Source organism: Pseudomonas sp. TMW22080 (assembly GCF_022496745.1).
Lineage (GTDB): Bacteria > Pseudomonadota > Gammaproteobacteria > Pseudomonadales > Pseudomonadaceae > Aquipseudomonas > Aquipseudomonas bubulae.
In genome coordinates this window covers 67,379-82,164 of the sequence record NZ_SCFF01000002.1, presented here as the reverse complement: position 1 = coordinate 82,164, position 14,786 = coordinate 67,379, and the positions used below count along the sequence as shown (strand labels likewise).

Here is a 14,786-nt window from a genome sequence, read left to right as displayed (position 1 = left end):
TTTCAGGGGCGGGCGGCGACATCTTCGAGCGCCGCACGCAAATCGGTGAACTGAAAAGTAAAACCCGCTGCCAGCAGTTTTGCCGGTTGAGCCCGCTGGCCACCCAGCAACAAACCGGCCATCTCGCCGAGCAGCACACGTAACACAAAGGCAGGCATGGGCATAAAGGCCGGGCGGTGCAACACGCGACCCAGCACCTGAGCAAATTCGCCATTGCGTACCGGATGCGGCGCGCAGGCATTATAAGGACCGCTTGCGGCATTCTCATGCACAAGAAAATCAATCAGGGCGATTTGGTCATTGATATGAATCCACGGCATCCATTGCCGACCATTGCCTATCGGCCCGCCCAGCGCCAGCTTGAACGGCAACAACAGGCGCGACAAAAAGCCGCCTTCGGCCGCCAGCACCAGCCCCGTGCGCACCAGGACCACGCGCACCCCCAAAACCTGTGCCCGCTGAGCGGTCTCTTCCCAGGCGATACACAAGTGGCTGGCGAAATCCTCACTCACCGTCGGCGACTCTTCTGTCAGCTCGCGCTCACCACCGTCGCCATACCAGCCCACCGCCGAACCCGATACCAGCACTGAAGGCTTTTGCGCACGACTTTGCAACCAACCCACAAGGGTCTCGGTCAAGGTGATGCGGCTGCTCCACAACAAAGCCTTGCGCTTGCGGGTCCAGGGCCGATCGGCAATCGGCGCGCCGGCCAGGTTGATCACCGCATCAATCGGCTCCTCACCAAGCTCTTCAAGCAGGGCAATCCCTTTGACCTGGGCACCGCATAATTGAGCCACCTGTTCGGGGCGCCGGCTCCACACACTGAGGCGATGGCCTTGCGCCAGCCAGTGACGACAGAGCTGACGCCCTATCAAGCCTGTACCGCCGGTCAGCAAAATGTGCATGAGTTGATCCTCACAAGGAGTTTTATCGGGAGCACTGGTCTATTTTTATATAAAGACCTTTTATCGGTCGTTGAGCTGATTTAAGAATAGGCCACATGGATCTGAAGCAAACACTAAAACCTATACTAAAAAACATAATTGTACAGGTATTGCCGACGGCGTAGTCTGTGCAAACAGAGATCGGGGGCCACAATGACTGTACCCATCGCAATTATCGGTGCCGGCATAGCCGGGCTGTCAGCCGCAAATGCCCTGCACAAGGCGGGGCATGCAATTCAATTGTTCGATAAAAGCCGGGGCAGCGGTGGACGCATGTCGAGCAAGCGCAGTGATGTCGGGGTACTGGACCTGGGGGCTCAGTATTTCACCGCACGCGACCGCCGTTTTGTCGATGAAGTCCAGCAATGGCAAGCCGAAGGCTGGGCCGCCGAGTGGGAACCGCACCTGTACCACTATAAAAATGGCCTGTTAAGCCCCTCACCCGACGAGCAAACCCGCTGGGTGGGCACGCCGCGCATGAGCGCCATTACCCGAGGCCTGCTGGGCCATTTGCCCGTGAGTTTCTCCTGCCAGATCACCGACCTTATACGCGGCGAAAAACGCTGGCACTTGCTGGATGCCGAAGGTGAGGAACACGGCCCGTTCAGCCACGTCATCATCGCCACTCCGGCACCACAAGCCACGTCCCTGCTGGCCAGCGCACCCAAGCTCGCAAGCGCTGCTGCCGGTGTGAAAATGGAACCGGCCTGGGCCGTGGCACTGGCGTTCGAATCCCCCCTCGACACGCCCATGGAAGGCTGCTTCGTGCAAGGCAGCCCGCTGGACTGGCTGGCCCGTAACCGCAGCAAACCCGGGCGCGACAGCCAGCCTGACACCTGGGTCCTGCACGCCACCAGTGCCTGGAGCAAACAGAACCTCGACCTGCCCAAAGAGTCAGTGATCGAACATCTGCACGGCGCATTTGCCGAGTTGATGCACTTCCCTACTCCCGCACCGATTTTCAGCCTGGCCCACCGCTGGCTCTACGCCCGCCCTGCTGCGGCGCATGAATGGGGCGCGCTGGCCGACTCCGATCTGGGCCTGTATGCCTGTGGTGACTGGTGCTTGTCAGGTCGCGTGGAAGGCGCCTGGCTCAGCGGCCAGGAAGCAGCGCGACGGCTGATCGAGCATCTGGATTGAAGCCACAACACGTGCCGCAGCAGCTGCCGCAGGAACGAGCAGCTGCTACGCGGGATTAACAACCCTTCAAATACCTGTACAAGAAATTTGACTTGTACAACATCTGGCATATGATGAACTCAAGTTGTACATCACCAAAAAGATGTACAAGTAATTCTTGGAGGTTCGTCACATGCCCAGCCCCGCATCTGCCCGGCACAAACCCAAAATAGCCATCAGCGCCTGCTTGTTGGGGGCTGAAGTGCGGTTCAACGGCGGGCATAAAGAGTCACGCCTGTGCAGCCAGGCCCTGACCCAACACTTCGAATTTGTCCCGCTTTGCCCCGAGGTCGCCATCGGTCTGGGTATTCCGCGCCAGCCGGTGCGATTGGTGGGCAACCCCTTACAACCCCAGGCTGTCGGCACGGTCGACAGCACGCTGGACGTGACCCGGCCCCTGCACGACTACGGCGTGGAAATGGCCGCGGCGCACACCGATATCTGCGGCTACATCTTCATGCAGAAGTCACCGTCCTGTGGCCTGGAGCGGGTCAAGGTGTATCAGGACGGCGGACGCCCTGCCGAACTGAGCGGGCGCGGCATCTACGCCCGGGCATTCTGTGACGCTCAACCCGATTTACCCGTGGAAGAAGACGGCCGTTTGAACGACCCGGTGCTGCGGGAAAACTTCATGACCCGGGTGTACGCCTACAGCGCCTGGCAGGCACTGCTCAAACAGGGCGTTACCCGCCGCTCACTGACCGAGTTTCATGCCCGCTACAAATATCTGCTGATGGCCCATCATCCGGTGCAGTACAAAACCCTCGGCAACCTGCTCGGCAGCCTTGGCAAGCAAGACCCTATGGGCATCGCACCGCAGTACTTCAGCGAACTGATGAAAGCCCTGAAAAAATGCGCCACCCGCCGCACCCACACCAATGTGCTGCAACATATCAGCGGCTACCTCAAGCAAGCCATCAGCGCCGAAGACAAGCAGGAAGTCCAGCAACTGATTGGCCAGTACCTGCACGGCATCGTGCCACTGGTGGTCCCGCTGACCCTGCTCAAGCATCACTTTCGCCTGCACCCCCACCCGTACATCTCGCGCCAGGTTTACCTGCAGCCGCACCCGGAAGACCTCAGCCTGCGTAATGCCATCTGACCATGAATGATGACCTGATCATGTCCAACACCCCTGGTACGGACTACAGCCAGGCACTGGCCGAAGGCTGGTTGCCCATCCGCGAAGTGTCGCGCATCACCGGTGTGAATGCCGTGACCCTGCGTGCCTGGGAACGCCGCTACGGCTTGATCGTGCCGCACCGCACGGCCAAGGGCCATCGCCTGTTCTCGACCGAGCATATCCAGCGCATCCAGCAGATTTTGTTGTGGCTCAACCGTGGCGTGTCGGTCAGCCAGATCAAGCCGCTACTCAACGCGCCGCCGACTCTCGCCCCGGCACCTGACAGCGACTGGCAGGCGTGGCGGCAAACCATGATTGAAGCCATCAGTGAGCTGGCCGAACGCCGCCTCGACGACTGCTTTAACCAGGCAATGTCGCTCTACCCCGCCCGCCCGCTCTGTGAACAACTGCTGCTGCCTCTTTTGAGCGAGCTGGAACAACGCTGGCAAGGGCAGTTCGGTGCGCAATTGGAGCGGGTGTTTTTCCACTCCTGGCTGCGCAGCAAGCTGGGGGCACGGATTTATCACAACAACCGTTCGCTCAAGGGCGCGCCGGTACTGCTGATCAATCATTCCGACCTGCCCTTCGAGCCGCAACTGTGGCTGACCGCCTTGCTGGTCAGCAGCAGCCACTGCCCGGTAGAAGTCTTCGACGCACCTGTGCCCGGCGGCGAACTGGGCCTGGCTGTCGAGCATTTGAAGCCCCGCGCCGTGGTGCTGTATTCCAGCAAAACCCTCAATACCCATCAACTGCCCCGACTGCTGCAGGGTATCGACTGCCCGATCCTGATCGCCGGACCGACGGTATGCATCCACTTCGACCAGTTGTCCGTAAGTACAACCGAGATCGCAGGATTGTATCTGGCCCACAACCCGGTAGAGGCCCATCAACGCCTCAGCCAACTCGGCCTTTATCGCTAGGAAATGATATGCAACTGATCTGGCTGCGCACCGACTTGCGCCACGACGACAACACCGCCCTGAGCGCCGCTGCCAAACGCGGCCCCACCCTGGCCGTATACCTGATCAGCCCCGAGCAATGGCTGGCCCATGACGATGCGCCAAGCAAGGTAGACTTCTGGCTGCGCAATCTGCGCACGCTGAGCAACAGCCTGCAACAGCTCAATATTCCTTTGCTTATTCGTACTGCGCCCAGCTGGGACCAGGCGCCTGCGGTGCTCCTTGAGCTGTGCCAGCAGCACGGAGTTGAGGCGGTACACACCAACCAGGAATATGGCATCCATGAAACCCGCCGCGACCAGGCAGTTGCCCGGGCCCTTGAAGCCCAGGGCATCGAGTTTCACGGTTACCTCGACCAACTGTTGTTCCAGCCGGGCAGCATCCTCACGCAGTCGGGCTCGTACTTTCAGGTCTTCAGCCAGTTTCGCCGCATCTGCTACAACCGCCTGCACATGGCCTTGCCCAAGCTGGTTGCCAGGCCTGAAAAACAATCACCGCTGAATATCCAGAGCGACGTCATACCCAAGTCTGTCAGCGGTTTCGCCGTACCCAGCGATTCGCTGCGCGCATTGTGGCCAGCAGGCGAGGATCAGGCTCGCCAACGCCTGGCACAGTTTGCCGATGAGCAGATCCACTACTATCAGGACGAACGCGACCTGCCCGCCAAACCCGGTACCAGCCAGCTGTCGGCCTACCTCGCGGCAGGCGTGATCTCACCCCGCCAATGCCTGCACGCCGCATTGCAAAGCAACAACGGCGAGTTTGAAAGCGGCAGCCCGGGGGTCTTTACCTGGATCACCGAGCTGCTGTGGCGCGAGTTCTACAAACATATCCTGGTGGGCTACCCAAGGGTCTCACGTCACCGCGCCTTTCGTCCGGAAACCGAATACCTGCCCTGGCGCCACGCGCCGGATGAACTGGCCGCCTGGAAACAGGGCCGCACTGGCTTCCCGATTATCGACGCGGCCATCAGGCAACTGCTGGAAACCGGCTGGATGCACAACCGCCTGCGCATGGTAGTGGCTATGTTCCTGACCAAAAATCTGCTGATCGACTGGCGCGAGGGCGAGCGCTTTTTTATGCAGCATCTGATCGACGGTGATCTGGCCGCCAACAATGGCGGCTGGCAGTGGAGTTCATCCACGGGAACCGACTCGGTGCCGTATTTCCGTATTTTCAACCCGATCACCCAGTCCGAACGCTTCGACCCCGAGGGTAAATTTATCAAGCACTGGCTGCCCGAACTGGCCGAGCTGAACAAAAAACAGGTGCACAACCCCGCGTCGGTGGGCGGGCTGTTTGGCGTGGCGAATTACCCGGCGCCCATCGTCAACTTGAGCCAAAGCCGCGACCGCGCCTTGAGCGCCTTCAAAAATCTGCCCTCCCGGCAAATGCTGGAGGCCAGCCATGGCTGATCGGCGGCGGATCTGGCTCACGGGCGCCAGCAGCGGCATTGGTGCGCAAATGGCCGAAGAGTTGCTCAGTAGTGGCGCCCGGCTGGCATTGACAGCCCGCACGCTGGCGCCTTTGAAAGCCTTGTCCGACCGTTACCCCGGACAGGTCTTGCTGGTGCCCGGCGACCTGACCGACAGCCTGCAGGTACGCGAAATTGGCAAGCGCATCATCCAGGCCTGGGGCGCGCTGGACACCGTAATCCTCAATGCAGGCACCTGTGAGTATGTTGATGCCCGCCACTTCGACGCCGCACTGGTCGAGCGCGTGGTGCGCACCAACCTGCTGGCCAACAGCTATTGCCTGGAAAGCGCACTGCCACTGCTGCGCGCAGGCTCGCGCCCGCATCTGGTGGGAGTGGTCAGCTCGGTCACCTTATGGCCATTGCCACGGGCCGGGGCCTACGGTGCGTCAAAAGCCGGCCTGCGCTACTTGCTCGAATCGTTGCGCATCGATCTGGCCCAGGAACAGATCGATGTCACCCTGGTCAGCCCCGGCTTTGTCGATACCCCGCTCACTGAACACAATGACTTCCCGATGCCCATGCGCTGGCCTGCACACAAGGCGGCACGGCATATTTGCCAGCGCCTGGAAAAACGCCCGCTGGAGATCGCCTTCCCGACGCTGTTCATTGCCTCCTTGCGGCTGCTGGCAAACCTGCCAAAGCGCCTGCAAGTGGCGTTAGGCAAGCGTCTGGCACGTACATCCGACGGAAAGCCATCATGAAAATAGCGATCATTGGCAGCGGGATTTCAGGGCTTACCTGCGGCTACCTGCTGCATAAAGAACATGATGTCAGCGTGTTCGAGGCCAGCGACTGGATCGGCGGGCACACCCATACCGTCAATGTGAGCGTCAAAGGCCAAACCTATGCCGTGGACACCGGCTTTATTGTGTTCAACGATTGGACTTACCCTAATTTCATCAAATTGATGGAGCAATTGGGTGTTGGCTCCAAAGCCACTGAAATGAGTTTTTCAGTCCACGACACCGACAGCAACCTCGAATACAACGGCAATACCCTCAACAGCCTGTTCGCCCAGCGCAGCAACCTGTTGTCGCCCAGGTTCTGGGGCATGTTGCGCGATATTTTGCGTTTCAATCGCGAGGCCATTCGCGACCTGGACGAACAACGTATTGCCAGCAACACCCGGTTGGGCGACTACTTGCGACTGCGGGGTTATGGCTCGCGCTTTATCGAACACTATATCGTGCCGATGGGGGCTGCGATCTGGTCGATGTCCCTGGTCGAGATGCAAGCCTTTCCATTGCAGTTCTTTGTGCGCTTTTTCAAGAATCACGGCCTGCTCAGCGTCAGCAATCGCCCGCAATGGCGTGTGATTGAAGGCGGTTCCAGTAGCTACCTAAAACCCTTGAGCGCAGGATTTGCCGACAGGATTCGCCGCAACTGCCCGGTTATCCAGGTTGAACGCAATGCCGAAAGCGTTCTGGTGCACAGCGTTGGTGGTACTGAATCTTTCGACAAGGTGATCTTTGCCTGTCACAGCGACCAGGCCCTGAAGCTGCTGGCCAAGCCCTCGGTTGCCGAACAACAGATTCTGGGAGCCATGCCATACGCCGACAACGAGGTCGTGCTGCACACCGATACCCGATTACTACCCGACCGAAAGCTGGCTTGGGCTAGCTGGAATTATCGCCTGGGCGGTGCAGGGCAAAAACGTGCAGCCGTAACCTACGATATGAACATCCTGCAAGGGATTCAGAGCGAGACCACTTTTTGCGTCAGTCTCAACCAAACCGCAGCAATTGACCCGCTCAAAGTGCTGGCCAGCTACACCTATGCCCACCCGCAATACAGCCTGGACGCCGTCGCCGCGCAAGCGCGCTGGCAAGAACTGCTGGGCGCACAGCACAGCTACTTTTGTGGCGCTTATTGGGCCAACGGCTTCCATGAAGACGGCGTGGTCAGCGCCTTGCGCGTGGCCCAGGCCTTTGGTCAGCAATTATGAACAGCGCCCTGTACAGCGGCTGGATCGGCCATCGGCGCTTTGCTCCAAAGCCCCATGCCTTTCGCTATCAGATCGGCCTGTTGTATCTGGATCTGGATGAGCAAGACGCTGTACTGGGGCTTTCACCACTGGCAGGCAAAAGTCGCTTTGCGCCCTTCTCGTTTCGTGAAACCGATTACCTGAAAACCTTCACCGCAACCGGCATGCGCCTGATTGATGCGGTACGCCAGCAAGTTTCCAGCGCTTTGGGTTATACGCCGCAAGGCCCGATATGCGTGCTCACACAAGCCCGCAGTTGGGGGCTGTCCTTCAACCCGGTGAGCTTCTTCTATTGTTACGAAGCTGACGGAAAACTGGCCGCCCTCCTGTGTGAAGTCACCAATACGCCTTGGCGCGAACGTTATCACTATGTGCTTCCCGCCAATGGAGACGGTTTTTCCCACGTTGCCGTGGCCAAAGCCTTCCACGTATCACCTTTTCTGCCACGGGATCTGGAATACCACATGAGCTTCAGCCCGCCCCAGGCCCGGCTCGGGGTGCATATGGCCGACTGGCAAGGTGATCTGAAACTGTTTGATGCCACCCTCAACCTGCAACGCACTCCCCTGGACCGCCCGGGCCTGCACCGCTATCTGCGGCAGTTCCCGTGGATGACCGCCAAAACCTGCCTGGCCATTTACTGGCAAGCGTTGCGCCTGTTTCTTAAACGCACACCGATTTTTTCCCACCAGGCCGCCGACGGCGCCTTTCGCATTGCCGCCCTGCAACCCAAGGATCAACGCCATGAAGAGCCCTAGCCTGGTGAGCAAAACCTCACTGTCGACTACCCATAACCTGACCAGCGCACTACTGCGTCGCGGGGTGCTGCGCCAGCTCAGTCAATTGAAAAGCGGGCATCTGGTGATCACCGAAAACGGTGAACGCCTGATCTTCGGTGACAGCGGTGCGGGCCTGGTCGGCGAGGTGCAGATTCACGATACAAGTGTCTGGGGCATGATCGCCAGCAACGGCTCGATTGGCGCCGGCGAAGCCTTTATTCATGGCTACTGGAGTTCACCTGACCTGACCAAAGTGATCCGCGTACTGGTCAGCAACATGGACGTGCTTGATGCCATGGAAGGTGGCCTGGCCCGCCTGGGTCGCCCGCTGATACGCGGCTTGCACTGGATCAATCGCAACACCCGCAAGGGCTCGCAAAAAAACATTGCTGCGCATTACGACCTGGGTAATGACATGTTCGAGCAATTCCTCGACCCGACCATGATGTATTCCGCCGCGCAGTTCTTAACGGCTGACGACACCCTGGAGCAAGCCCAGCTTAACAAGCTGCAGCGCATCTGCCAGAAGCTCGACCTCAAGCCCGCAGACCATTTGCTGGAAATCGGTACCGGCTGGGGCAGCATGGCGTTGTATGCAGCGCAACATTACGGCTGCAAGGTGACGACGACTACATTGTCCAAAGAGCAATTCGACTACACCCAAGCCCGCATCGAGGCGCTGGGCTTACAAGAGCAAGTAACGTTACTGCTGGAGGATTACCGCGACCTGACCGGGCAATACGACAAGCTGGTGTCGATCGAGATGATCGAAGCAGTCGGCCATCACTTCTTGCCCAGTTACTTCAAGCAATGCGCCCGCTTGCTCAAGCCCCACGGCCTGATGCTGCTGCAAGCCATCACCATTCGCGAGCAGCGTTACGAGCAGGCAAAAAGTAGCGTGGACTTTATCCAGCGCTACATCTTTCCCGGTGGTGCACTGCCTAGCGTGCAAAAAATGCTCGAAATTGTCGGCAAGGACACCGATATGAATCTGATGCATATGGAAGATTTTGGCCTGCACTACGCCAAAACCCTACGCTTGTGGCATGAGAACTTTCGCCGCGCACACGGCCGTTTAACGGAATTGGGCTACGACGAATACTTTCTGCGCCTGTGGGAGTTTTACCTGTGCTACTGCGAGGGCGGCTTTCTCGAGCGCAGCATCGGCACCGCACAATTGTTGCTGGCCAAGCCGGCGGCCATGACCGAACCATTGCTTGGCCGGTTCAATGCTTAAAAACCTGGTAAATGCCGGGCTGTTCCAGCTCGGCTGGTTTGCCTGTGTACTGGGAGGCAACAGCCTGTGGTTGCTGCTGGCCGCGGGCGCCCTGCTGGTGCATCTGCTGTTTATCAGCCGCTCATTGGCAGAAGTGCGCCTGGTAGTGGTCGTGTGCGTGCTCGGCAGTACGGTGGACAGCCTGTTGCTCAATGCCGATGTTTTCGCCTTCAAGCAGCCCGGCATAGTGATTCCGTTCTGGCTGATGTTGCTTTGGGCCCTGCTGGCCATCACCTTGAACCACTGCCTGGCGTGGACTGCCAAGCCCTGGTGGCGTGCTGTTTTGCTGGGAGCCATCGGTGGACCGCTGTCGTATTACGCCGGGCAACGTCTGGGCGCGGTGCAATTCCCGCTGGGCCTTTGGCCGACGCTGGCCGGGTTGAGCCTGTTGTGGGCTGGGTTGTTTGCGGTCCTTGTAGCGATTGCCGACAGGCTACGTCCGGTTGCGCAGCAAGCGTAAATCCTGAGAGCGAGTTTCATCTGGCAAACCGCAATGGCTGACTTTACGACGGCTGCGGCAGCTGCAAGGTCTGAAGGAAATTTTAACTGTGGGAGCGAGCCTGCTCGCGAAAGTCGTTCGCGAGCAGGCTCGCTCCCACAGGGAGGGTTGACCGGCAACAGAGTATCTACGGGGGGTTATACATCTGCGTTCATCAGCACATTCACACCTGATGCCAGCACTGCCTTACACTGCACGCCTATGACCAACATCCCCCTGACCGAAATTACCGAACCCGCCGTTACCTGTTCAACGTGCGCGGCATGCTGCTGCCAGCTGGAAGTGATGCTGATCACCGATACCGGTGTGCCCGAGCGTTTTATTGCAGAGGATGACTGGGGCGGCGAAGTGATGCTGCGCCTGGATGATGGTTGGTGTGCGGCTTTGGACCGCAACACCATGATGTGCACCATCTATGAGCTTCGACCACTGATTTGCCGCGAGTTCGAAATGGGCGAAGTCGAATGCCTCAATGAACGCCAGGGCATTGCCACGGCGTATCGCTAAATACCTGCCCCTACAGCGGCATGGTGTAGTGCAGCGCATAGCTTTCTACGCCGTCATTGGTGCTGGAGATCCCGGCATTGGAATAGTGGGTCGCACGTATCCCGACCTCATGACCACCGGCAAAGCGCAGGCCAAACCCCAAACGGTCTTCAAACTGGAAAGCTGTTCCCAGACGGTTGCCCTCCACTTCAGTGTGCGAGAACAACGCCACCCCGATCCCGGCTTCGAGATAGGGCTTTACGCTTCCACCGGCAAATTCGTACACCAGCACGGGCGAGAACGACAGGCTATTACTCGCGGATGACTTGTCACCTTCCCAGTAGGTATAAGCCCCATCCCAATAGCCGGTCAGACGCCCCACATCACTTAGTAGCCAGCTTTTGTCCCAATCAGATTTCAAGCCCAGACGGTAGGTCATGGTCGATTCGCTGGTGTGCCCCACCGCAAATTCAAGCCCGGCAGCCTGTGCAGTAAAACTTTGCCCCAGTGCAGCGGCTGCAAGCGCAGCCAAACAAAAAAGTCGCTTCATAAGAAAATCCTATTTTCATATGCCCATGTCAGTGGTTATGCGCTTCATCAGGCAGGTGTCATGAAGCATAAGTTCTGTTTTTTTACAGACCGAAGCTTCGCACAACGCCAGATTTATTCCACAACACAGGCAGGATATTTCCTAAGTGTTCAGGAGAAGCGCTGGTCCAGAACTGCGTTTCAGCAGGCGGGCCAGCTGCCAGCAAGCCGCGCTCAGCCAACAATCGCTTGAGCTGGCGCGCCACGGCGGCACCGGTGTCGATCAGGGTAATCGAACCAGGAAGCATCTGGCTTAGCAGAGGCTTGAGGAAGGGGTAATGCGTACAGCCAAGAATAATGGTGTCACAGCCCGCGGCCAGCAACGGTTCGACATAACCGCGCAACAAAGTTCGCAAGGTATCGCTGTGCAGGTCGCCGGTTTCGATCAGCTCCACCAGGCCCGGGCATGGCTGAGTGATAACCCGCACATCGCTGGCAAAACGATCGAGCAAGGCGGCAAATTTGGCGCTCTGCAATGTGCCGGTCGTGGCGAGTACGCCTACCACACCACTGCGGGTGGCCGCTGCCGCCGGTTTGACCGCTGGCTCCATACCGACCATGGGCCAGGTCGGGTAACGCTGACGCAAATCCGCCACCGCAGCCACCGTTGCAGTATTACAGGCCAGCACCAGCGCCTTGGCGCCTTGCTGCTGGAAAAATTCAGCCATTACCGCGCAGCGCTGACGAATGAATTCGGGGCTTTTTTCGCCATAGGGGATATGCCCGCAGTCCGCCACATAAAGCAGCGACTCGTTGGGCAATAGCGCGTGGATCTCCTTGAGTACCGACAAGCCACCGACGCCGGAGTCGAAAACGCCAATCGGCGCCTCACTCATGGCCAGTACCGCATACGCTGCAGGCCGGGTCGCGCTTGACCCGCAATTCGCGAAAACGCGTGCTCGAGGCATCGACCAGCAACAGCCGGCCCACCAGTGGCTCACCAAATCCGGCCAACACCTTGAGCGCTTCAAGGGCCTGCAAGCTGCCGATCACCCCCACCAGGGGGCCAATGACGCCGGCTTCGCTGCAGGTCAGCTCCTCTTCGCTGCCATGCCCGTACAGGCAGTGATAGCAAGGGCTGGCACTCTGGCGCGAGTCAAACACCGACAGCTGCCCCTCAAGGCGAATCGCCGCGCCACTGACCAACGGCTTGCGCGCCGCAACACAGGCCTTGTTCACCGCTTCACGGGTGGCAAAGTTGTCGCAGCAGTCGAGCACCAGATCCACCGCGGCAACGGCGTCGGCCAGCGAATCGGCATCCAGCACCGAGCGGTGGGCAACCAGCTTGAGATGCGGATTGATCAGGCGCAGTCGGCGCAACGCCGAGTCCACCTTGCTCTCGCCAACATTGGCAGTGTCATGAATGATCTGACGCTGCAGATTGGTCAGGTCAACGCTGTCAAAGTCAGCCAGATGCAGCTCGCCGACACCGGCGGCGGCCAGGTACAGCGCGACGGGCGAGCCCAGCCCACCCAGCCCGACAATCAGCACACGGCTGTTTTTCAGCTTCAGCTGGCCATCGATATCAACCTGTTGCAACAGGATCTGTCGGCTATAGCGCAACAGCTCCTCGTCGGTCAGCACGGCAGGCGGCCCAATGTAATGCGTTCGTGGCCGCCCAGGTCCGTGCGGCTTTCAACCTCGGTAAAACCTGCGTCCTGCAACAGTTGGCGCACAGCTGCAGCCTGATCGTAACCGTGCTCCAGCATCAACCAGCCACCTGCATTCAAGTGCTGCGCAGAAGCGGTAATGATCTGGCGGATATCGTCCAGGCCATCGGCACCGGCAACCAGAGCGCTTTCAGGTTCGAAACGCACATCGCCTTGCGCCAGGTGAATATCACCGGCAGCAATATAGGGCGGGTTGCTGATAATCAGGTCAAAACGCTGGTCGTCCAGCGCGCTGAACCAATGGCTGGTAAACACATTGACGTTGTCGAGCTGCAAACGCTGGCGATTGCGCTCGGCCAGAGCCACGGCCTCAAGCACGCGGTCAACTGCCGTGACGTGCCAGGCGGCACGTTCACTGGCCAAAGCCAGGGCGATTGCACCGCTGCCAGTGCCCAGGTCCAGCACTTTGGCCGGGGTTGCGGGCAGCAGGGCCAGCGCGGTTTCCACCAGCAACTCGGTGTCCGGGCGCGGAATCAGCGTATGCGGCGCCACTTCCAGATCAAGGTTCCAGAAACCCTGCTGCCCCAGAATATAGGCCACCGGCTCACCGGCACGGCGGCGCAGCAAGTACTCGGCGAAGGTCAAGGCGGCTTCGCTGCTGACGATTTTTTCGGGCCATGTGTGCAGATAGCTGCGCGACTTGCCCAGGGCAGCGGCCAGCAGCAGCTCCGCATCAAGACGGGCCGTAGGTGAATCAGGCAGTTCAGCAGCACGCAACAAGCTGGCAATAATAGTCATTTATTCACCCAGGGCTGTCAGTTGATCAGCCTGAAACTCCGCCAATAAAGGCTCGATAACGGCATCAACGCCGCCAGCCAGTACGTCATCCAGGGAATACAGGGTCAGGTTGACACGATGGTCAGTCACTCGCCCCTGCGCGAAATTGTAAGTGCGGATGCGCTCGGAACGATCCCCCGAGCCCACCAGCGACTTGCGCTCGCTGGCAATGGCATTGGCCGCGGCGCTGGTTTGCTGGTCATTCAATTTGGCCGAGAGCCAGGACATCGCCCGCGCCCGGTTTTTATGCTGGGAACGCTCTTCCTGACACTCCACCACAATGCCCGAGGGCAAGTGAGTAATGCGGATGGCCGAGTCGGTCTTGTTGACGTGCTGGCCACCGGCTCCGGAGGAACGGTAGGTATCCACACGCAAATCGGCCGGGTTGATCTCGATGGCTTCCTGCTCATCGGGCTCTGGCAGCACCGCCACGGTACAGGCCGAGGTATGGATACGACCCTGGGATTCGGTTGCAGGTACACGCTGCACGCGGTGTACACCGGACTCGAACTTCAGCTTGGCGTAAACATTCTCACCTTCGACACGGGCAATGACTTCTTTATAGCCACCATGCTCGCCGATGCTTTCGGACAGGATTTCAACCCGCCAGCCACGGCGCTCGGCGTAGCGCGAGTACATGCGAAACAGGTCACCGGCAAAAATCGCCGCTTCATCGCCACCGGTGCCGGCGCGAATTTCCAGAAACACGTTGCGCCCGTCATTCGGATCCTTGGGCAGCAGCATGCGTTGCAGGTCTTTTTCCAGTTCGATCAATCGCTCTTTGGCTTCACGAACTTCCTCGACCGCCATTTCGCGCATGTCCGGGTCGTTGTCCTTGAGCAACGCCTGGGCGCCTTCAAGGTCGGCCTGCACTTTGAGCCACTGCGCGTAAGCGGCAACAATGGGTTCAACTTCCGAGTATTCCTTGGAATAGGCGCGGAATTTGGTTTGATCGGAAATGACTTCGCCATCGCCAAGCAATGCGGTCAGTTCTTCAAAACGGTCCTGGAGGATGTCCAGTTTATTAAGCAGTGACGCTTTCATT

Annotated in this window: 16 protein-coding genes; 10 read left to right on the top strand and 6 right to left on the bottom strand. The window is 59.1% G+C overall.

What is annotated here, in order from left to right:
- Nucleotides 1-2: 2 nt before the first annotated feature.
- The gene (locus tag EQV96_RS06710; RefSeq protein ID WP_095001114.1) at nt 3-905 is read right to left on the bottom strand and encodes a TIGR01777 family oxidoreductase; all 903 of its coding nucleotides are present in this window, start codon (nt 903-905) and stop codon (nt 3-5) included.
- A 192-nt stretch (nt 906-1,097) separates the two neighbouring features.
- On the opposite strand from EQV96_RS06710, the gene EQV96_RS06705 reads away from it, so the two are divergent.
- The 10 genes from EQV96_RS06705 to EQV96_RS06660 all read left to right on the top strand — a co-directional run bounded on the left by EQV96_RS06705 (nt 1,098) and on the right by EQV96_RS06660 (nt 10,727).
- Nucleotides 1,098-2,084, top strand: a complete 987-nt coding sequence (locus EQV96_RS06705) for an FAD-dependent oxidoreductase (protein ID WP_095001113.1) — start codon at nt 1,098-1,100, stop codon at nt 2,082-2,084.
- Between the two features lie 172 nt (nt 2,085-2,256).
- Nucleotides 2,257-3,225: a DUF523 and DUF1722 domain-containing protein gene (locus EQV96_RS06700; RefSeq protein ID WP_095001112.1), complete on the top strand. Its 969-nt coding sequence runs from the start codon at nt 2,257-2,259 to the stop codon at nt 3,223-3,225.
- A 2-nt stretch (nt 3,226-3,227) separates the two neighbouring features.
- Nucleotides 3,228-4,166, top strand: a complete 939-nt coding sequence (locus EQV96_RS06695; protein ID WP_095001111.1) for a MerR family transcriptional regulator — start codon at nt 3,228-3,230, stop codon at nt 4,164-4,166.
- Between the two features lie 8 nt (nt 4,167-4,174).
- Nucleotides 4,175-5,620 carry a deoxyribodipyrimidine photo-lyase gene (gene phrB / locus EQV96_RS06690; RefSeq protein ID WP_095018250.1) on the top strand — a complete coding sequence of 482 codons (1,446 nt, stop codon included), beginning with the start codon at nt 4,175-4,177 and terminating at the stop codon, nt 5,618-5,620.
- Nucleotides 5,613-6,383, top strand: a complete 771-nt coding sequence (locus EQV96_RS06685) for an SDR family NAD(P)-dependent oxidoreductase (protein ID WP_095018251.1) — start codon at nt 5,613-5,615, stop codon at nt 6,381-6,383. The genes phrB and EQV96_RS06685 overlap by 8 nt, the downstream gene beginning before the upstream one ends.
- A complete protein-coding gene (locus EQV96_RS06680; protein WP_095001108.1) occupies nt 6,380-7,627 on the top strand; it encodes an FAD-dependent oxidoreductase in 1,248 nt (415 codons plus the stop codon). The genes EQV96_RS06685 and EQV96_RS06680 overlap by 4 nt, the downstream gene beginning before the upstream one ends.
- Nucleotides 7,624-8,424: a DUF1365 domain-containing protein gene (locus tag EQV96_RS06675; protein WP_095020519.1), complete on the top strand. Its 801-nt coding sequence runs from the start codon at nt 7,624-7,626 to the stop codon at nt 8,422-8,424. Before EQV96_RS06680 ends, EQV96_RS06675 begins: the two co-directional genes overlap by 4 nt.
- A complete protein-coding gene (locus EQV96_RS06670) occupies nt 8,411-9,682 on the top strand; it encodes a cyclopropane-fatty-acyl-phospholipid synthase family protein (protein ID WP_240881654.1) in 1,272 nt (423 codons plus the stop codon). Before EQV96_RS06675 ends, EQV96_RS06670 begins: the two co-directional genes overlap by 14 nt.
- Nucleotides 9,675-10,181, top strand: a complete 507-nt coding sequence (locus EQV96_RS06665; RefSeq protein ID WP_095018254.1) for a DUF2878 domain-containing protein — start codon at nt 9,675-9,677, stop codon at nt 10,179-10,181. The genes EQV96_RS06670 and EQV96_RS06665 overlap by 8 nt, the downstream gene beginning before the upstream one ends.
- A 240-nt stretch (nt 10,182-10,421) precedes the next feature.
- Nucleotides 10,422-10,727, top strand: coding sequence for a YkgJ family cysteine cluster protein (locus EQV96_RS06660; RefSeq protein ID WP_095001104.1), 306 nt, complete (start codon nt 10,422-10,424; stop codon nt 10,725-10,727).
- Between the two features lie 10 nt (nt 10,728-10,737).
- On the opposite strand, the gene EQV96_RS06655 is transcribed toward EQV96_RS06660, so the two are convergent.
- From EQV96_RS06655 to prfA, 5 genes are all read right to left on the bottom strand, one after another.
- Nucleotides 10,738-11,256, bottom strand: coding sequence for an acyloxyacyl hydrolase (locus EQV96_RS06655; RefSeq protein ID WP_240881653.1), 519 nt, complete (start codon nt 11,254-11,256; stop codon nt 10,738-10,740).
- A gap of 82 nt (nt 11,257-11,338) precedes the next feature.
- Nucleotides 11,339-12,130, bottom strand: coding sequence for a glutamate racemase (murI, locus tag EQV96_RS06650; protein WP_095018255.1), 792 nt, complete (start codon nt 12,128-12,130; stop codon nt 11,339-11,341).
- Entirely contained in the window at nt 12,123-12,878 is a 756-nt protein-coding gene (locus EQV96_RS06645) for a molybdopterin-synthase adenylyltransferase MoeB (protein WP_095031454.1), read from the bottom strand. Before EQV96_RS06645 ends, murI begins: the two co-directional genes overlap by 8 nt.
- On the bottom strand, nt 12,872-13,702 hold the full coding sequence (gene prmC, locus EQV96_RS06640; RefSeq protein ID WP_240881651.1) for a peptide chain release factor N(5)-glutamine methyltransferase: 831 nt from the start codon (nt 13,700-13,702) through the stop codon (nt 12,872-12,874). Before prmC ends, EQV96_RS06645 begins: the two co-directional genes overlap by 7 nt.
- A complete protein-coding gene (prfA, locus tag EQV96_RS06635) occupies nt 13,703-14,785 on the bottom strand; it encodes a peptide chain release factor 1 (protein WP_095003173.1) in 1,083 nt (360 codons plus the stop codon).
- Nucleotide 14,786: the final 1 nt, after the last annotated feature.